Here is a 17724-nt window from a genome sequence, read left to right on the forward strand (position 1 = left end):
GTGGTATCGGCATGACCTCCCAACGTACCCGGGAGCGGTTGATCCAGCGCCTGTGCGAAGAAGGCGTTGCGAACACCAAGGTGCTTGACGTGATCCGTCGCACCCCGCGGCATCTGTTCGTCGACGAAGCGCTGGCGCACCGCGCCTATGAAGACACCGCGCTGCCAATCGGCCACAACCAGACCATCTCGCAACCGTTCATGGTTGCGCATATGAGCGAGTTGCTGCTCGAGGCCGGCCCGCTGGACAAGGTGCTGGAAATCGGCACCGGCTCGGGTTACCAGACGGCGATCCTGGCCCAGCTGGTCGAGCGGGTGTTCTCGGTAGAGCGAATCAAGGTGCTGCAGGACCGGGCCAAGGAGCGCCTGGTGGAACTGAACCTGCGCAACGTGGTGTTCCGCTGGGGCGACGGTTGCGAGGGCTGGCCGGCGCTGGCGCCGTACAACGGCATCATCGTCACCGCCGTGGCGCCGGAGGTGCCGCAGGCGCTGCTTGACCAGCTGGCACCGGGTGGCCGCATGGTGATCCCGGTGGGGCCAGCGGGCGAAACCCAGCAGCTGATGCTGATCGTGCGCGAGGAGCATGGGTTTTCCCGTCGCGTGCTGGGCGCCGTGCGTTTCGTGCCGCTGCTCAATGGCCCGCTGGCCTGAGCAGTGCAGGCGCGAGCCACGCGGTATTTTTACGCGCTCGGCGAATTCTTGCAGTTTCACCCTGTCTATCTGGCGGAGTGCTAGCGCGCAACGAGCGCCGGGGTATTGCGAATGCCTTTGATACCCGCCTGCCAATACCGGCCGGCTTGGTTATAATTGCAACAATATTGCATTTCTTGTCTTCATATCGTTTTTCGGCACCATGAGGGGAGCGCGGGTGGGTCACACAGTCATTCGGCAGCGCAAGGACGGGTCGGGCTTCAAGCTTCTGCTGATTGCATTGGCCATGGGCACGTTCCTGGCGGGTTGCTCGAGCACCAGCAGCAACAGCGCGCGGGTGGTCGACCGCAACAACACCGTGCCCAAGCGCCCGACGGTGACCTCCGGCCAATACATCGTCAAGCCAGGGGATACGCTGTTCTCGATCGCCTTCCGTTATGGCTGGGATTACAAGGAGCTGGCAGCCCGCAACGGCATCCCGGCGCCTTACACCATTCGTCCGGGCCAGCCGATTCGTTTCAGCAGCGGTTCCACCAGCAGCACCACGGTGGTGTCCAGCCCGTCCTCGTCAAGCCGCACCACGGTCACCCGGCGCCCTGTTGGCAGCCCTGCCCCGGCGCCTGCCAACACCGGCAAGCCAGCTACGCCGACACCTTCCACCAGCGCGCCGGTGGTGGCAACCGTGCCGGCTGCGGAGCGCGCAGTAGGCGGCTGGACCTGGCCGGCCAACGGTGTGCTGATTGGAAAATTTGCTTCAAACGGTAGTTTGAATAAAGGCATTGATATCGCCGGTGATTTGGGACAGCCTGTTTTTGCTGCGTCTGATGGTGCAGTGGTCTACGCCGGGAGTGGTTTGAGGGGCTACGGCGAGCTGATCATCATCAAGCACAGCGATACCTACGTCAGTGCCTACGGTCACAACCGCAGGCTGTTGGTTCGGGAGGGGCAGCAGGTCAAGGCAGGGCAGTCGATTGCTGAAATGGGGTCCACGGGCACTGATCGGGTGAAGCTGCATTTCGAGATTCGCCGCCAGGGCAAACCCGTCGATCCACTCCAGTTCCTGCCACGTCGTTGACCTTTGTACCCCCGCCTGTTCCTGTGATGTAGAGGGGACAGACTCTTGCGCTGCCAGGGATGAAGGTGCCGCTCGAGTCTGAGTTCGAACTCAGCAAAGGACTATAACAATGGCTCTCAGTAAAGAAGTGCCGGAGTTTGACATCGACGATGACGTCCTCCTGATGGAGACGGGAATCGTTTTGGAAACGGATGTGGTGTCAGACGAACCTGCTGTATCTTCGGTTCGGACGAGGGCCAAGTCGGGCTCTTCGCTCAAGCAACACAAGTACATCGATTACAGCCGGGCGCTCGATGCCACCCAGCTGTATCTCAACGAGATTGGTTTCTCGCCTCTGCTTTCGCCAGAAGAGGAAGTGCACTTTGCGCGCTTGTCGCAAAAGGGCGACCCTGCTGGCCGCAAGCGCATGATCGAAAGCAACCTGCGCCTGGTTGTAAAAATTGCCCGTCGTTACGTGAATCGTGGCCTGTCGCTGCTCGACCTGATCGAGGAGGGCAACCTGGGGCTGATCCGTGCGGTCGAGAAGTTCGACCCGGAACGTGGCTTCCGTTTCTCGACCTATGCGACCTGGTGGATTCGCCAGACCATCGAGCGGGCGATCATGAACCAGACGCGCACCATTCGCCTGCCAATCCACGTGGTCAAGGAGCTGAACGTCTACCTGCGCGCCGCGCGTGAGCTGACCCAGAAACTTGATCACGAACCTTCGCCAGAAGAAATCGCCACCTTGCTGGAGAAGCCGGTCGCCGAGGTCAAGCGCATGCTCGGCCTGAACGAGCGGGTCTCTTCGGTAGATGTGTCGCTCGGCCCTGACTCGGACAAGACCCTGCTCGATACCCTGACCGATGATCGCCCGACCGACCCGTGCGAACTGCTGCAGGATGACGACCTGTCGCAGAGCATCGATCAATGGCTAGGCGAGTTGACCGACAAGCAGCGTGAAGTGGTGGTGCGCCGCTTCGGCCTGCGTGGGCATGAAAGCAGCACGCTGGAGGATGTTGGCCTGGAGATTGGCCTGACCCGTGAGCGGGTGCGGCAGATTCAGGTAGAAGGGCTCAAGCGCCTGCGCGAGATCCTTGAGAAGAACGGCCTGTCCAGCGAGTCGTTGTTTCAGTAGCTGAGGCTGCAACATTAAAAACGCCCCGATAGCCTCGGGGCGTTTTTGTGTGCGTCATTTTCGCAGCACAAGGCTGCTCCTGCAGGGATACAGGATCATGCAGGCCCTCCCGGTCTCTTGTGGGAGCAGCCTTGTGCTGCGAATGGGCGGCCAAGCAGCCCCAAAATCTGCCAGCCACAGCAGATGTCGAATATGTACTGCGCCACCCCGGTAACATTGCATGTAAGCCTTTTCTTACTTGTTTTGTAAGCTATCTATGCATGCCTCAGTAAATCATTGTCGTTTCCAGCGCCTGTATTTTTCCAAGCCATTGAAAGTCATGGATTATTCGGCCGTGAGGAAATGTGTCCAGTGCAATACCTTGTGAGGTTTCGCGCTTGCTCGCTCAGCTCAACCCGCTAGTATTCGAACTGTGCACAGGGACATGCACAGGCTTTCAGGATGAAGGCCAGGGACATCGCAAGAAGCGATTTCATCAGGACGATGTTCAGGACAAGCAGGGACTACGGAAAAAAATGTGGGCGGGTCAAACCGCCCCTTTTTTTTGCCCGCAGAAAAACAAAAAAGGCCCCGAGGGGCCTTTGTCGTGTCCGGGTGCTATCAGCGCGCCAGGTCTGCAATCTTGCCAGTCTTGCCGTCCCATTCTGCAGCGTCCGGCAGGGCTTCCTTACGCTCGGTGATGTTCGGCCAGACTTCCGCCAGTTCGGCGTTCAGCTCGATGAAGTTCTCCATGCCCGAAGGCACTTCGTCTTCCGAGAAGATGGCTTGCGCTGGGCACTCCGGCTCGCACAGAGCGCAGTCGATGCACTCGTCCGGGTGGATGACCAGGAAGTTCGGGCCTTCGTAGAAGCAGTCCACCGGACAGACTTCCACGCAGTCGGTGTATTTGCATTTGATGCAGTTGTCGGTGACGACGAAGGTCATTTCTAGTTCTCTCCTCAGGCGACGGCGGCGGCCCTTCCTCTCAGGGCCGCGCGGTTTACAGGTATGTGGCTGCAGGCCAGGCTAATAACCTGCAGCACCAGCAAACCGCGGCGGATTCTACCAGCTTGTAATGGGCGCCGTTATAACAGGTTCTTTAGTTGATATAGCATTTCGATAGCTTGACGCGGGGTCATGTCGTCAAGTTGCAGCTTGCCCAGCTTGTCGATGGCCGGGTGGGGCAGGCTGGCGAACAGATCGCTCTGGTGCGGCACCTGTGGCGCGTCCTTCGCTTTCTGCGCTGCTGGCTGTTCATGTGGCAGGCTGGTGGTTTCCAGGCGCCCCAGGTGTTCGCGGGCACGCTGGATGACCACCGTCGGTACGCCGGCCAGTTGCGCCACGGCCAGGCCGTAGCTCTGGCTGGCGGGGCCAGGCAGCACGTGGTGCAGGAACACGATGCGCTCGTTGTGCTCGGTGGCGTTCAGGTGCACGTTGGCCACCAGTGGCTCGCTTTCGGGCAGCACGGTGAGCTCGAAATAATGCGTGGCGAACAGCGTGTAGGCACGCAGCTGGGCCAGGCGCTCGGCGGCGGCCCAGGCCAGCGACAGGCCGTCGAAGGTGCTGGTGCCGCGGCCCACTTCGTCCATCAGCACCAGACTGCGGTCGGTGGCATTGTGCAGGATGTTGGCGGTTTCGCTCATCTCGACCATGAAGGTCGAGCGCCCACCGGCCAGGTCGTCGCTGGAGCCGATGCGGGTGAAGATACGGTCGACCAGTGACAGCTCGCAGGAGGCCGCCGGGACGAAGCTGCCGATGTGCGCCAGCAGCACGATCAGGGCGGTCTGGCGCATGTAGGTGGACTTACCGCCCATGTTCGGGCCGGTGATGATCAGCATGCGGGTGCTGTTGTCCAGGCCCAGGTCGTTGGCCACGAACGGCGTTGTCAGTACCTGTTCGACTACCGGGTGGCGGCCTTGCTCGATGCGCAGGCACGGTTCATCGACGAAGCATGGGCAGTTCAGGTCGAGGTTCAGTGCCCGCTCGGCGAGGTTGCTGAGCACATCCAGTTCGGCCAGCGCGGCGGCGCTGTCCTGCAGCGGCGCCAGGTGGCTGATCAGGGTTTCCAGCAGCGCATCGTAGAGCATCTTTTCGCGGGCCAGGGCGCGGCTCTTGGCCGACAGCGCCTTGTCCTCGAACGCTTTCAGCTCGGGGGTGATGAAGCGCTCCGCGCCCTTCAGGGTCTGGCGCCGGATATAGTCGCCCGGTGCCTGCTCGGCCTGCTTGGTAGGCAGTTCGATGAAGTAGCCGTGCACGCGGTTGTAGCCGACCTTGAGGTTGGCAAGACCGGTGCGCGCCTTTTCCCGGGCTTCTAGGTCGATCAGGAACTGGCCGGCGTTTTCGCTGATCGCCAGCAGATCGTCCAGTTCGTTGTCATAGCCCGCCTTGAGCACGCCGCCATCGCGGATCACCGCCGGCGGGTTGTCGACCACAGCCCGCTCCAGCAGGCTGGCCAGCTCCGGATAGGTGCCGGTGATGGCGGCCAGGCGTGCCAGGTGTGGCGCCTCCAGCTCGGTCATGGCGTTTTGCAGCTCGGGCAGCGCGCCGAGGGCATCACGCAGGCGGGCCAGGTCGCGAGGACGGGCATTGCGCAGGCCGATTCGGGCGAGGATCCGCTCGATGTCGCCAATTTCCTTCAGCTGTGGCTGCAGCTTCTCGAACCGGTAGCTGTCGAGCAGGCAGCGGATCGAATCCTGACGCGCCTGCAGCACCTTGAGGTCGCGCAACGGGCGGTTCAGCCAGCGGCTCAGCAGGCGGCTGGCCATGGCAGTCTGGCAGCGGTCGATTACCGACTGCAGGGTGTTGTCACGCCCGCCCGCCAGGTTGATGTCCAGCTCCAGGTTGCGGCGGCTGGCGCCGTCGAGGATCACCGTGTCGTCCAGGCGCTCGTGGCGCAGGCTGCGCAGGTGCGGCAGGGCGGTACGCTGGGTTTCCTTGGCGTAGGTCAGCAGGCAGCCGGCGGCGCCAATGGCCAGGGTCAGCTTGTCGCAGCCAAAGCCCTTGAGGTCCTTGGTCGCGAACTGCTGGCACAGCGCCTTGCGTGCCGAATCGCGGTCGAAGTCCCACGGTGCACGGCGGCGGGCGCCCGGGCGTTTTTCGGCAGGCAGGTCGCGCGGCCAGTCGTCGGGGATCAACAGTTCGACGGGGTTGAGGCGCTCGAGTTCGGCCAGCAGGTTTTCCCAGCCCTTGATCTCCTGCACGCTGAAGTTGCCGCTGGTGATGTCGAGCACGGCCAGGCCGAACAGGCGCTCGTCGCCCAGCAGCGCGGCAATCAGGTTGTCGCGGCGCTCGTCGAGCAGCGCCTCGTCACTGACCGTGCCTGGGGTGATGATGCGCACCACCTGGCGTTCGACGGGGCCCTTGCTGGTGGCCGGGTCGCCTATCTGCTCACAGATCACCACCGATTCGCCGAGCTTGACCAGCTTGGCCAGGTAGCCTTCCAGCGAATGGAACGGAATTCCGCACATGGGAATGGACTGCCCGGCCGACTGACCGCGCGCGGTCAGGGTGATATCCAGCAGTTTCGCGGCCTTCTTCGCATCTTCGTAGAAGATCTCGTAGAAGTCGCCCATGCGGTAGAACATCAGCTGGTCCGGGTGCTGGTTCTTCAGCTTCCAGTACTGCTGCATCATCGGTGTGTGTGCGGAGAGATCGGAAATTGCTTTGTTCATCAAGGGGTTACTGGTGCCGTCTCGAAATTATGGGGCAAAAATGGGGCGTCTGGGTCCAAGCGTAAGCTGTGCGGTACTTGGAAAAATGCTAGCAAATAGCTATGTTTGCCCCGCATCCTTTGCGCAGGATGCAGAGAATATCATGGGGTAGCCCCGGCTGGCTGCTCGCGTTTGTGCCCTGGACGGCCTGAGAGGTGACGGTTACCCCGTATGCTCAAAGCTTTCAGTGGGGTTATCGTGTACCTATCAAGGAATTTTCATGGCGCGTAAGCCTATCAGTCGGACGTTGCAGCTGAAGCCCGTCCAGTTCTCTGCCCACCAGCAAGGTGAGGAGGTCACCCTTATTCAATTGATGAGGGAGCTGCGCGATCGTTGCCCAACCGTAGGATCTCGTATTTGGGAGCAGATGGTTGTGCTAGCTGATGGCACCAAGATGCCTCAGCAGTGCTTTTTCTTTAACAACTACCATGACCTTGATGATCAAACTCTAATGTTTGAAGTCTGGTCCTACGAGCCCGGTGCTCTACCTCAGACGCTAACGCCCGACCCTAATCAACAAAACGCTGTCATTGATGAACGTGACGGGACGGATGATTCACGGGAAATGATACAAATTTCTCATGTCTTAGTGTTCGGTAGGTCTGCCATAATTGAAAGCACTCGTGGGGCTGGTGGGATAATATTCATTCAGCGTTATTTGAATAGATTGGCTAAAGATCATGAGCTTGGTCGTAAATTTAGCTTCTATTTCACTGATGCAGTATCTTCAGCTCTGCGTGGGGAGATCGAACGAGGGAAGGGCGCTGTTGGATTCACGCTCGGATTGAGCGAGTCCGTTCCTAATTCTGAAAGTGAATTGTTGGGCATGCTGTCTGGTGTGAAAGGTTATATGCCAAGCAGCGGAATGATGACCGTAGAGTGGAAATCAAAAGACACATTGCCGGTGGATAAGGTTATTGCTGCATACGACGAAGCGCAGCAGCAGGATGAGATAGATAGTGTTATCATTCACTTAGCCAATGGATCTTCGATTAGGGGTTTGGCCAAGTTTAAGATTAAGAAGACAATCGAAGTAGAGGACGTCGGGGGCAAGCATCCCAATAGGGCGGAACTGTCTCAGAAGATGCTAGTCTACCTTGAAGAGCTGTGCGAGCCTGGAGCTAATGGGAAAAGGATTTTAGACGAATTTGGAGCGCTTGCTGACAATGAAATTTTCATCCCTACTGCCAGAAGAGCTAAGGAACGCCCAGGCGGTTAACCGAGAGCTTGCTACCGTGGCGCGCGCGTCACGGAGCAATGCTGTTTATCTCGGCTTTAACTCCTTTGTATTTCTTGTGGGCGGTGGGCTGACCCTATTTGGCACTAAATTTGTCGATGAGGGATTTCTTAATGCAATTATTGCTTTCTCAGGGGTTATTATAGGTTTTGTTATAACCGCAATGCTGTTTTCGGGGCGTAGCCAGTTTTTGGGGAGGTTGACGCTCGAGCAAGCCCACAGGTATGTTCTGAAAACGAAATATATCCTCATGTCGCAAATGAACACTCTATTTGCTTTTTTGATGTGCGTGGTTTTTTCTTTGTTGACAATGCTGTCAATTAAGACAAGTCTGATTGTTAGTAGGGATGTTTCTGTTTTTTTTGCGGCAGGCTTCTTCTTGTTGGGTTGTTACCGAATGCTTATTCTTCCATTTCAGATTTATGATATTCATTCATTTGCACTCAATAATCTTCTTGAGGACAGCGCTGAAGAGGTTAAGTCTAGTATTCGTGCTGCCAGCGATGCACGGAAGGCTAAGTTGGCGAAACTCGGTGGCCACTGATTTTTCTGTTATCTACAATACCTTTCCAGATCCTCGCTAGTTCGTTAGATGATTCATCCTCCATCCACTTGGCATAAACCTCAACCAACGTAGTGAAATCTTTATGCCCCATCTGCTTGGCAATAAATGCCAGATTGCCGCGGGCTGTCAGGCACCAGCAGGCGTAGGTGTGGCGTGTTTGATAGGGTCGCCTTGGGCGAATCCCCGCGCGCCGCTGTATGGCGGCCCACTTGGTGTTCCAAGCTGTTGAGACGAACCACGCGTTGATTACCTTTTTCCGTGCCTGTGTGCTTGGCGATAGGAGTGGGGTAACCGACTCATCCCTCCATTCATGCCGGTTGTGATACAGGCGTATATTCTGCTTTGGATGCTTGGTCACGATTGAAATAAGTGTGCGGCAAGCCTCGATCGCCGGCTCCATCAGCAGCACGGTGCGGGGTTTTCCCGTCTTAGGAAGCTTGAACGTGCCATCGGCAGTGATCGCCCTAGTGACTTCAATTTTTCCGGCCTGCAGGTCGATGTCCTCCACGGCCAACGCGCAAAGTTCTCCTGGTCGTAGGCCCGTGTAGACCGCAAGTGTGGTCGCCGCAACATCTTGAGGGTGGAGGCAGCCTCTCGTTACGATCAGGTTGAACTCTTCATGAGTCAGTGGATCCGGCTCTTTCTCGCTCATGGCAAAGCGTGTGCATGCAGCAGCGAGTCCAGAGATGCAGTAGTGGTTGCTCTCGCACCAAGTAAGGAAGCCAGCAAAGGTGGCAAGATAGTGGTTGGCGGTCGAGGGGGCTCGGGTTTCGATCAGGCGCGCGCGAAGAATGTGGATGTCTTCAGGCAGCAGGATACCGGCCAGTCGATCCCCACCCACCAGATCAACGCAAATGTCGATAGCGTAGGAGTACTTTTCCTCGGTCATTGGTGTGATGTCGACTGCCTTCAGTGGCTTGTAACGCTCTGCAAGAACAACCAGGCGCTCGTCCTTCGCATTGCAGTAGTTGGCAGCGTGCTTTGAGTTCGGGAAGTGTCGCCCATACTCGAACGTGCCCATTTTGATGTCGTGAAGAATCGCCGCCCTGAGAAGGGCGGCGTGTTTGATGTTGGCTTTTGTTACCGGTAGGCCTAGGGACTCGCGGCAGCGGATGCGGCGCCACATGAAAACGACCCGCAAATTGCCTCCGTGAATCTCGATACCAGTATGCTTAGCCAGCTCGGCCTCTAGGCCACTTGGGATGCGCTCTCGGCCCACTTGTCATACTCTGCGATGTTAATGGTAATGCGGCCGTCAGGGGCCTTTCGCCAGATCCGGCCCTGCGCCCAGGTTCCATTCTTCACTTTGTGGCGAATGGCATCCTCGGAGTAGCCGGTAAGCTCGGCGGCTCGGTTGATCAGTACCCAGCGAGGTGTGCTCATGCGGTCACCTCACGCGCATGCTTGCGATCCAAGCGGGCGATCTCCGCTAGGATCAATGCGCCAGCTCTGACGAGCATTTGTCTTTGATTAGTTGGCTTCCAGTGTTCGGGCTGCCATGGCCAAGATGGCGGGATGGCAGTTACCTCGTAATGGTCCATGTTGCAGGTGTAAGCCCAAAACGCATATGCACCGGCAGCGTCGGCCAGCTGGCCTCGGGTGTACTGGTCATCCCGCTCTGCTGTGTATCCCTCGCCGTCTATCTGGCGCAGCCGTTCCTCGAGAACGCGCAGAGCAGCCGTGCGGGCATTGTTGATGTCGGGCCTACCGCCCTCCGCGGAGTTGAGATCGCGTCTCACCGTAGCGTCGGCATAGGGCATACCGGATAGCAGGATGCTGCTCTCGGGCTTGCAGCCCTCCGCGTTTATCAGGCGGTGGCGCTCAATCTCTGCGATCAAGCCCAACACTGTCGCGGGCGGTAGTGCCGTACCGTAGTCATTCAGGGCTACGGAGTCGTATTGGTTCGCGGCAGCAGCAGTGGCGAGCGCCCTCAGTCTGATGATGTCGATTGTCATGCCGTAGCCCTTCGCATGATGTTGAAACCAGCTGCCTGGCGGGTCTTGGAGCACTGGTCGTGATTGCCCTTTACGCGAGCCTTGCCACAGATGTCGCAAATGAACGACATGGCGGGGCGAAGCATGGGTTGCATGCCTTTGCGGGTGCGGGTGGTCGGGGTATAGGTCGATGTGTCGATCACAGCGAATACCTCTCGTGGACACGGCGAGCGTTGGGGCTCAAGGCCAACTGCTCAACGTTTGTGGCGCTATTTACGGTCGTTAGCGTGCCTGTCGCGGGCTGGCTGCTAGTGCTGATGCGCTCCAGCTGGGCCAGTGCAGCGATTAGCGCCACTGCGAGCGTGAGGCTGATCAGCTGCCAGGTGAGTGTTGATTTACCCACGTTGGCGGCCCTCGTTGATCTGGCTGAGTGCCTGCTTGCTGGCCAGCTCAAACAGCTCGTCGACGGAAACCGGCGTGACGGACTGCTCGAAGTTGCGCACGGCGTCAAACCGGGTGCGGTACAGTCCGGCCTGGCCGAGCCAAGCGGAGGCGGCGCGCTGCTCGGCGTCAGACTGAGGGTTGTTGTCTGCGCTCAGGTGGGCCTTTTGTCGATCAACCAGCTTCATCGCCTGGTCGAACGCCAGCACGCGACCAGGGTAGTAAAAGGAGGGGTTGTCAGCGTTGGTCAGTACCAGGGTGTCCAGCGGTGGTACGGGGGTGCCTGAGGCCCAGTTGTCGAGAATCTTGCTCAGGCCGAGTGCCTCGGCAATGACTTGGGCCTTGGTAGTTTTGCCGCAGCCCTCTGGGCCGTGGACGATGCAGCTGCGTGGGGTTTGGTTGGTCATGCTGCAGCTCCTGCGGTGGCGGAGCTGGCTGGGGTGCTACGGAGTTGGGAGTGGATTCGCTTGGCCAAGTCGTCAATGACGTCAGCCTGGGCGCCTGCTCGTGCTGCCTCGGCTTCGGTCTTCAATGCCTTGAAGGTACGTTGAGCCAGCCGCATCGTAGACGAAGCGCTGACCAGCCTCTCGTAGTCCGCCTTGGACACTGGGAGGCCGGTGTAGGACATGATTCGCGCTTCCAGCTCACTGATGCAGGCCTGAAGCGCAACGATCTTGGCTTGACGTGCGACCAACTGCAGCTCGCATGTTTGCTGGGCGCGCTGCAGCTCCGTGCGCAGCTCCTCCTGGCCTTGTTTCGCTTCCTTGAGCTGAAGGTTCAGGGTCTGGTCGTGGAAGGCTTTACCGTCCTCGAAGCCACGGGCGTAGGCGAGGCGGCGGGCTTTCGCGATCAGGAAGGGGAGAATGATGAGGGTGACCATCCAGCCGATGCCGGCTGCGAGCGCGTACTGATGAGGTTGCATGTGCTGTGCTCCGAATGCGCCCGCCGCCGTGGATTTGAGAGCCGGTGGCGGGCGTGATGCCCCTGATGGCCGGGGCCGCCTAGATCACGAAGATTGGGTGGTGCGCTCAGCCTGCCGGTCGAGATAGCTGGCCAGGTTGTGCAGGTAAACCACCATCTGAGCCTTTCCCGAGGGTTCAATTCGGCTCACTTGAAGATCAATACGACCCTTGTTGATGAGCGTCTTGAAGTACCGATCAGAGCCGAGGTGAGGAAAGTAGCGCTCTCTGACTTCGGTTAGTGTCGGGCAGGTTTTGCCCCATTCCTTGAGAAGTAGGTCGTATGTGCTCATGCGCATTTCCCGAGGCCTTCGGGGCTGGGATGGAGCTTTGCGCGTACTGCGGCGGCGAGGTGCTCTTTGCAGGTCCCGGTGACCGCGACGCAAACGTCGCCCTGGTCGTTGGTCACGACTGCGCCCAGCGGTAGCTCACGGTTGACGGTCGCGATGACGTAGGCGGTCTGACCGGTTTGCAGCACCTCTTCCACGCTTACCTGCGCCTCCATGAGTGCGAGCGCCTCTTCTGACTGGGCGCCGGAGTCAGCTCGGCCATTCGCGAGGTCTTGCAGGAAGTCCCGCAGGGATTGGCACTTGGTGGAGAGTGCGCGTGGGAGGCTCAGGCTGCTCAGCAGCGGGCCGATCGTCACCTTGATGCGGTGATGGGTCGCGTCGTTCTCGATCTCAAGCTGCGCGTCGACCGACACTTCCGGGCGTAGCAACTTGCAGATCGCTGAGCCGCCCTTATCCAGACTGCCCTGCAACAGCATGATCTGGCGAAGCGGTATCTGGAACTCGCTCATACTGCACCCCCGGTCACAGCTACGGCGTGGGCTTTACCATTCGGGGTGACGACCAACTGCAGGCCGGTGCTGCGCTGGAATGCCTGAATCTTTGCAAGGCTGCTGCAGGCGGTGGGATGTATCAGGACCACTACTGATCCGTTGTGCTGTGCTGATTTCATTCTTCCGTGTCCTTGATGTGAGAGATGGGCACGGAGCTGAAATTAGCAAAGGCTAATTAATTGATCAATAGCAAATGCTAAATTATTGAGGCGTGGCTGCGCTCCGACGGATGACCGGTAGGGCGCAACCTGAAGCTATCAGAGCTTTTTAGCGTTCCAGGCCAGCAGGACGCGGGCCTGTATGTGCATGCGCTCGATCATTGATTGATCAATCGTGATCGGTGGATAGATAGGGTTATCGGAGATCATCCGCAGGAGACCGCCGGTAAGGCGCTGTAAACGTTTGATGTAGAGGTCGCCGTCCAGGGTGAAGACATAGATCGCGTCGGTTCTCACCTCGGTAATGCCACGATCTACTAGTAGGGCGTCTCCATCCGCAAACGTTCCAGACATGCTGTCACCGTCACCTGTGATGATGGCCAGGTTGTCGACGTTGGAGAAGCTGAGGCCTTGCATCCTCAGCCAGTCGAGGTGAACCGTCATGTCGCGGATGACTTCAATATGCATTTCTGGGGCTGCCTTGCCATGCCCCATAGATGCCGCGATATCCAGATGCGGGATCAGCACGAAGTTCTTGTCCTTTGCCGGCCGGGTTGGCAGGCGAACCACGTTTGCTAGGGCTGCTGTGGAGGGCTCCTCCAGCGGAGGAGATGTCAGCGTCCCTGCTGCAAGTCCAATCTTGAGTTCGAGATTTAGCGCAGCCTTCTCCCCCAGCTTGCGATGGCCGTTGAGAAGCTGCGACAGGTACGACGCGTCCAGGTCATGAGCCTCGGCGAATTCCTTCTGGCTCAGGGTACCCATGATCGTACGGAGGGAGGCGATACGCCTTTCATTGATGTCCATGTGGCGATGATTGCTTTCCGTTAGCAAACAGTAAATTACAGGTTGCTATTGCCTTGTTAATTAGCAATTGCTAATCTCTTCGCCAATGGAGGTGTCTATGACGCTTAGCGAGTACTTGAAGACGATGGATAAGGAGGGGCTCGATGGCCTCGCACGGCGCTGCGGAACATCAGTTGGCCAGTTGAAGCAGGTTGCCTACGGGAACCGACGCGCAAGCGCGGGATTGGCTGTGAATTTGGACCGGGAAACAGGAGGGAAAATTCTCTGTGAATCGCTCCGGCCGGATATCGACTGGGGCTATTTAAGGCAAGGAAAACAGCAAGAACGCTGAGCCAGGACTCTCACCTCCCGGCCCAGCTATGAAGGCGTAAACGCCAACACTCTCGTCACCCGGTGTTCTCTCTCACAAGGCCAGCCGGATGACTATTACCGCATGCAATGCCCGCACAGCACGTACGGCACCGCACACAGGTCGTAGTTGTAGGATAGGTCCTACCTGTTCCTATGACTAGGCCGTAAACCGAGGATTTACGGTTATGAGTCGCATTGATCTTTTGCCGGGCGCTGGCCCGGTCCTCACCTTGCGGCAAGCGCTCTACCGCGCAGGTCGTGACTATCACGGGGGTATCACCAAGCTGGCCTTCGATATGGGCCTTGAGGTGGATACCCTGCAGAAGAAACTCCATCACAACGAAGAGCGTCGCTGGCCAACACCTGACGAGCTGGAAGAGATCATCCAGTGGACCCGTGACCCGAGGCTGCTTGATGCCCTGATGCGCCCGGCCGCCGCCGTCTGGTATCGCCCGGAGCCGGTGCCAGCGACCAACCAAGCGTTGCAAGCAGTAGCCAAGCTACTGGAGGAATCCAGCGAATTCGTCGGCAGCCTGCATGAGGGCGCCGCTGACAACGTCTGGACGGCAGTTGAGGTTGCCGACCTCGAGCACCGCGGGATAGATGTTATTCGCCAGGTGCTGGCCATCATGGCGGGTGCTCGCCAAGCGATGGAGGACGAAGCTCATGGCTGACGCCGTCGATTTCGCCAACGATCACGCCGAGTATTTCCTGCAGCTTTCGCTGCAACGTCTTGCACGACTCCCTGAAAAACCTAGCGCACAGTTCTGTGAAGATTGCCGCGGCCCGATCCCGCTCGCCCGTCAGCAGTCAGCCGCAGGCTGCGAGACCTGTGTCCATTGCCAAGAGCTACGGGAGCGCCGCAGATGAGCGAGCGCCCAACCTCTGCCACAGCTGATTGGGCGCGGCGGTACATTGAAGCCTTCGGTCTCGCTCTGGTTCCCATTGAGCCAGGTGAGAAGGGGCCGAAGGCGGCCGGCTGGAACAAGCCAGGCGGTTATTTCACTGATGCCTCGGAAGCTGAAGCGTTCTGGACTGCGAGCCCGAATCACAACCTCGGCGTGGTGCTCGGGCCGAGTTGTGTCTGCTCGCTCGATGTTGATGACGTTGAGCTTACACGTCAGGTCTTGCAGCAGACCCTTGGGCTCGACGTTGACGCGCTCGCTGACGCATACCCGACCTCTGTAGGCAACCTTGAGCGATTCCGCGTGATGTTCCGTGTGCCCGAGGGTGTGGAGTTGAGTCGCCACGCCCTAGTCTGGCCTAACAAGAACGACCCCGATGGCACCATATACAAGGGGCTCATGGCGCAAGTGAAGGCCGCGCAGGACGAAGGCGATGCTGCCCGCGAGGCGGCTTTCCGCATGGCGGCTGAGCCTTTCAAGAAAGTGACGGTTTTCGAGCTGCGGGGAGGCCTGGTGCAGGACGTCTTGCCGCCATCCATTCACCCCGGCACTCGTAAACCCTACACGTGGCGTACACCACCGACGGCTGAGGGGCTGCCCGAGTTGCCAGCTGACCTACTGGGCATCTGGCAGGGTTGGGACGAGTTCAAGCCGAAGGGAGAGGCTGTTTGCCCTTGGAAGCCTAAGGCGGCAGCACCTGCACCTGCCGTTCGCCCCGTGGCCAGGCCATCACCAGCTGCTGCACGATCTGGTGACCGACTCCCCGAAGTCATTCCCGAATTCAACCGCGTCCATGACATCGCCACGATGATCGAGGCGCATGGTTACAAGCGCATCGATGGGAAATGGCTAAGCCCCCACAGCAGCTCAGGTCTGCCCGGTGTGACGATCAAGGACGGCAAGCTCTACTCGCATCACACTTCCGACCCGCTGGCCAACGGGCACAAGAACGACGCGTTCGATGTGTTCTGCATCCTCATGCACGATGGCGACCAGAAGGCTGCGACTAGGGCGGCGGCACAGATCCTCGGCATTGACGCGAAATCCCGGCCACCGGAACCGCCGCCATTGGGCGAGCTTCCCCGTACCCCATCGGTAGTCGAGCAGGCCGATCAAGGGCTAGTCGTCGACAGCGATGTCGATCACCTTCCCCAGGCCCCATCGGACGTCGAAGCGCCCAGCCCGGACAGCTCCTCGGCCAAAGGGGGGGCAGGGGGTAGCGCCCTGGACATTGGCGGTGCGATGCGCCGCTTCGCCCTGGTCGAAGGCACCACCAGTGTTTGGGACTTGGACAAAGGGCGTTCGATGAAGCGGACAGGCTTCGAGGCTCTGGTCGGCAAGCCGCTCGCGAAGGAGTGGATGGAGCGGACCGACAAGAAGCTTATCGCCGCCGAGCAGGTGGCAGAGCTTGAGCAGGCTCGAAAGATGTCCAGCAAGAAGGGCGGTGCGCTGAAGCTGGAGCCGCTCGACCGGTACATCTACATCGATGGCACGAAAGAGGCCTGGGATCGAGAAAAGAAACGCCGTCTGCCTGAGGGCAGCGTGAAAATGGCCCTGGGTGACGCCTATCAGCTCTGGCTGAACAGCCCGGAACGGCGGGTGGTGGACGTCGACCATATCGTGTTCGATCCGACGATGACCAAGGATCCGGCGGTCTACATCAACACGTTCGAGGGCTTGCCGCTTGAGCCGGCCCGCGACGACGCGGCTTGCGAGAACCTGCGTTGGTTGATCTCGTTCCTTTGCAACCATGACGCCGAGGCGTTGGACTGGCTGGTGAAGTGGCTGGCGTACCCGCTGCAGCATATGGGCGCGAAGCTGGACACCGCGATCCTGTTCCACTCGACCATGGAAGGCTCGGGCAAGAGCCTGCTGTTCGCAGACATCATGGGCGAGTTGTACGGTGAGTACGGTGCCACTGTTGGGCAAGACCAGCTGGAAGGCAGCTTCAACGCCTGGCGAAGCGGTAAGCTGTGGGCCGTGTTCGAAGAGGTTGTGAGCCGCGACCAGCGCTACAACCAGGTCGGCAAGATCAAGCACATGATCACCGGCAAGACTGTGCGTATGGAGTCGAAGTTCATCAACGGCTGGGAAGAGACCAACCATATGAACGCGGCCTTCCTGAGCAACGAGATCATGCCGTGGCCGATCAGCGAAGACGACCGCCGGATGTTGGTCATGTGGCCCTTGGAGACGCTGCCCGCTGATAGGCAGAAGGCAATCGCCAGGGAGCTGGCGAACGGTGGGGTGGCGGCCTTGTATGGCTGGCTGCTGAGTGTCGACCTCGAGGACTTCAACCAGCGCACACGCCCGCCGAAGACCGAGGCACGGCAGCGCCTGGTTGAGCTGAGCCGCACAGCCTGGCAGACCTTCTTCCACCTCTGGCGCAACGGTGAGCTTGGGTACGGCCTGTGGGGCTGCTGCCTGACCTCGGATGTGTACGCCATGTTCATTGAGTGGTGCGCCCACAACAAAGAGCACGCGATGAGCCAGACCAAGTTCTCGCTGATGCTCAGTGCGAAAGTGGAGAAGACAAGGGCTATCCCCTGGACGGACTGCACCACGGAGCACGGCGTACGACGTTTTGCCGCGTTCTTCATGCCCAACGATGGTGATCCTTCCCTGCCCCCATCCATGAATGCGGCCGGGCTGGGTAAGAACGTTCGCGAGTGGCGCGAGCGAGCGAAGCTCGCAGGCTGGACGGTGGAAGGCTGGGACCACATCAAGAGGGTTGCAGCATGACTCCGCCGGTAGGTGTGTTGGGTGTGTTGGGTTGGTGTTGGGTTGGTTTACGCAAGCCAACACAGATTCAGACCACGGATTCCGTGGCTTGGCGTCATTGTGTGTTGGGTGTGTTGGGTTCGCGCACGCACGCGCGCATGCGATCTATTTCAACAGCAGGAATTGAAGGGTGGATAATTCTCTATGCGAACCCTGAAAAACCCCACACACCCAACACAATAAACACAGATGCTTCCAATCCATTGAATTCATTGGG

At 59.1% G+C, this 17724-nt stretch carries 20 protein-coding genes; 9 read left to right on the forward strand and 11 right to left on the reverse strand.

Annotated features, from left to right (window positions below; genetic code table 11):
• Nucleotides 1–11 precede the first annotated feature (11 nt).
• The 3 genes from AC5O5R_RS05660 to rpoS all read left to right on the forward strand — a co-directional run bounded on the left by AC5O5R_RS05660 (nt 12) and on the right by rpoS (nt 2842).
• Nucleotides 12–650, forward strand: a complete 639-nt coding sequence (locus AC5O5R_RS05660; protein ID WP_172219585.1) for a protein-L-isoaspartate(D-aspartate) O-methyltransferase — start codon at nt 12–14, stop codon at nt 648–650.
• 217 nt (nt 651–867) lie between these two features.
• Nucleotides 868–1725, forward strand: coding sequence for a peptidoglycan DD-metalloendopeptidase family protein (locus tag AC5O5R_RS05665; RefSeq protein ID WP_172219570.1), 858 nt, complete (start codon nt 868–870; stop codon nt 1723–1725).
• A gap of 109 nt (nt 1726–1834) precedes the next feature.
• The gene (rpoS, locus tag AC5O5R_RS05670; protein ID WP_003252351.1) at nt 1835–2842 is read left to right on the forward strand and encodes an RNA polymerase sigma factor RpoS; all 1008 of its coding nucleotides are present in this window, start codon (nt 1835–1837) and stop codon (nt 2840–2842) included.
• Nucleotides 2843–3442: 600 nt separating this feature from the next.
• Here the strand turns inward: rpoS and fdxA are convergent.
• A complete protein-coding gene (fdxA, locus tag AC5O5R_RS05675) occupies nt 3443–3766 on the reverse strand; it encodes a ferredoxin FdxA (protein WP_172219572.1) in 324 nt (107 codons plus the stop codon).
• A 140-nt stretch (nt 3767–3906) separates the two neighbouring features.
• The gene (gene mutS / locus AC5O5R_RS05680) at nt 3907–6480 is read right to left on the reverse strand and encodes a DNA mismatch repair protein MutS (RefSeq protein WP_494515459.1); all 2574 of its coding nucleotides are present in this window, start codon (nt 6478–6480) and stop codon (nt 3907–3909) included.
• A gap of 271 nt (nt 6481–6751) precedes the next feature.
• On the opposite strand from mutS, the gene AC5O5R_RS05685 reads away from it, so the two are divergent.
• Both AC5O5R_RS05685 and AC5O5R_RS05690 read left to right on the forward strand, forming a co-directional pair.
• Nucleotides 6752–7750 (forward strand): hypothetical protein, encoded by a 999-nt coding sequence (locus AC5O5R_RS05685; RefSeq protein WP_494515047.1) that lies wholly within the window; start codon nt 6752–6754, stop codon nt 7748–7750.
• Nucleotides 7698–8312, forward strand: coding sequence for a hypothetical protein (locus tag AC5O5R_RS05690; RefSeq protein WP_494515048.1), 615 nt, complete (start codon nt 7698–7700; stop codon nt 8310–8312). The genes AC5O5R_RS05685 and AC5O5R_RS05690 overlap by 53 nt, the downstream gene beginning before the upstream one ends.
• Here AC5O5R_RS05690 and AC5O5R_RS05695 read toward each other — a convergent pair.
• The 9 genes from AC5O5R_RS05695 to AC5O5R_RS05735 form a co-directional block, all read right to left on the reverse strand.
• Nucleotides 8284–9552 (reverse strand): site-specific integrase, encoded by a 1269-nt coding sequence (locus AC5O5R_RS05695; RefSeq protein WP_494515049.1) that lies wholly within the window; start codon nt 9550–9552, stop codon nt 8284–8286. The two genes, AC5O5R_RS05690 and AC5O5R_RS05695, sit on opposite strands and share 29 nt — an antisense overlap.
• The gene (gene xisR / locus AC5O5R_RS05700) at nt 9522–9716 is read right to left on the reverse strand and encodes an excisionase family protein (RefSeq protein ID WP_060495023.1); all 195 of its coding nucleotides are present in this window, start codon (nt 9714–9716) and stop codon (nt 9522–9524) included. Before xisR ends, AC5O5R_RS05695 begins: the two co-directional genes overlap by 31 nt.
• The gene (locus AC5O5R_RS05705; protein ID WP_494515050.1) at nt 9713–10288 is read right to left on the reverse strand and encodes a hypothetical protein; all 576 of its coding nucleotides are present in this window, start codon (nt 10286–10288) and stop codon (nt 9713–9715) included. Before AC5O5R_RS05705 ends, xisR begins: the two co-directional genes overlap by 4 nt.
• Nucleotides 10285–10470 (reverse strand): hypothetical protein, encoded by a 186-nt coding sequence (locus AC5O5R_RS05710; RefSeq protein WP_494515051.1) that lies wholly within the window; start codon nt 10468–10470, stop codon nt 10285–10287. Before AC5O5R_RS05710 ends, AC5O5R_RS05705 begins: the two co-directional genes overlap by 4 nt.
• Nucleotides 10471–10662: 192 nt before the next feature.
• Nucleotides 10663–11115 carry a hypothetical protein gene (locus AC5O5R_RS05715; protein WP_494515052.1) on the reverse strand — a complete coding sequence of 151 codons (453 nt, stop codon included), beginning with the start codon at nt 11113–11115 and terminating at the stop codon, nt 10663–10665.
• Nucleotides 11112–11630: a hypothetical protein gene (locus AC5O5R_RS05720; RefSeq protein WP_494515053.1), complete on the reverse strand. Its 519-nt coding sequence runs from the start codon at nt 11628–11630 to the stop codon at nt 11112–11114. Before AC5O5R_RS05720 ends, AC5O5R_RS05715 begins: the two co-directional genes overlap by 4 nt.
• A gap of 84 nt (nt 11631–11714) precedes the next feature.
• Nucleotides 11715–11960 carry a pyocin activator PrtN family protein gene (locus tag AC5O5R_RS05725; RefSeq protein WP_238739193.1) on the reverse strand — a complete coding sequence of 82 codons (246 nt, stop codon included), beginning with the start codon at nt 11958–11960 and terminating at the stop codon, nt 11715–11717.
• Entirely contained in the window at nt 11957–12466 is a 510-nt protein-coding gene (locus tag AC5O5R_RS05730) for a hypothetical protein (RefSeq protein ID WP_494515054.1), read from the reverse strand. Before AC5O5R_RS05730 ends, AC5O5R_RS05725 begins: the two co-directional genes overlap by 4 nt.
• A gap of 299 nt (nt 12467–12765) precedes the next feature.
• On the reverse strand, nt 12766–13470 hold the full coding sequence (locus tag AC5O5R_RS05735) for a S24 family peptidase (protein ID WP_494515055.1): 705 nt from the start codon (nt 13468–13470) through the stop codon (nt 12766–12768).
• 97 nt (nt 13471–13567) lie between these two features.
• On the opposite strand from AC5O5R_RS05735, the gene AC5O5R_RS05740 reads away from it, so the two are divergent.
• The 4 genes from AC5O5R_RS05740 to AC5O5R_RS05755 all read left to right on the forward strand — a co-directional run bounded on the left by AC5O5R_RS05740 (nt 13568) and on the right by AC5O5R_RS05755 (nt 17468).
• On the forward strand, nt 13568–13801 hold the full coding sequence (locus AC5O5R_RS05740) for a transcriptional regulator (protein WP_494515056.1): 234 nt from the start codon (nt 13568–13570) through the stop codon (nt 13799–13801).
• Nucleotides 13802–14006: 205 nt separating this feature from the next.
• Nucleotides 14007–14495, forward strand: a complete 489-nt coding sequence (locus tag AC5O5R_RS05745; RefSeq protein WP_494515057.1) for a phage regulatory CII family protein — start codon at nt 14007–14009, stop codon at nt 14493–14495.
• Complete coding sequence (locus AC5O5R_RS05750) at nt 14488–14691, forward strand: TraR/DksA C4-type zinc finger protein (protein ID WP_494515058.1); 204 nt, start codon at nt 14488–14490, stop codon at nt 14689–14691. The genes AC5O5R_RS05745 and AC5O5R_RS05750 overlap by 8 nt, the downstream gene beginning before the upstream one ends.
• Nucleotides 14688–17468 (forward strand): bifunctional DNA primase/polymerase, encoded by a 2781-nt coding sequence (locus tag AC5O5R_RS05755; protein WP_494515059.1) that lies wholly within the window; start codon nt 14688–14690, stop codon nt 17466–17468. The genes AC5O5R_RS05750 and AC5O5R_RS05755 overlap by 4 nt, the downstream gene beginning before the upstream one ends.
• The last annotated feature ends 256 nt before the right edge of the window (nt 17469–17724 follow it).

It is taken from the genome of Pseudomonas sp. 8_5_2, from assembly GCF_059295255.1.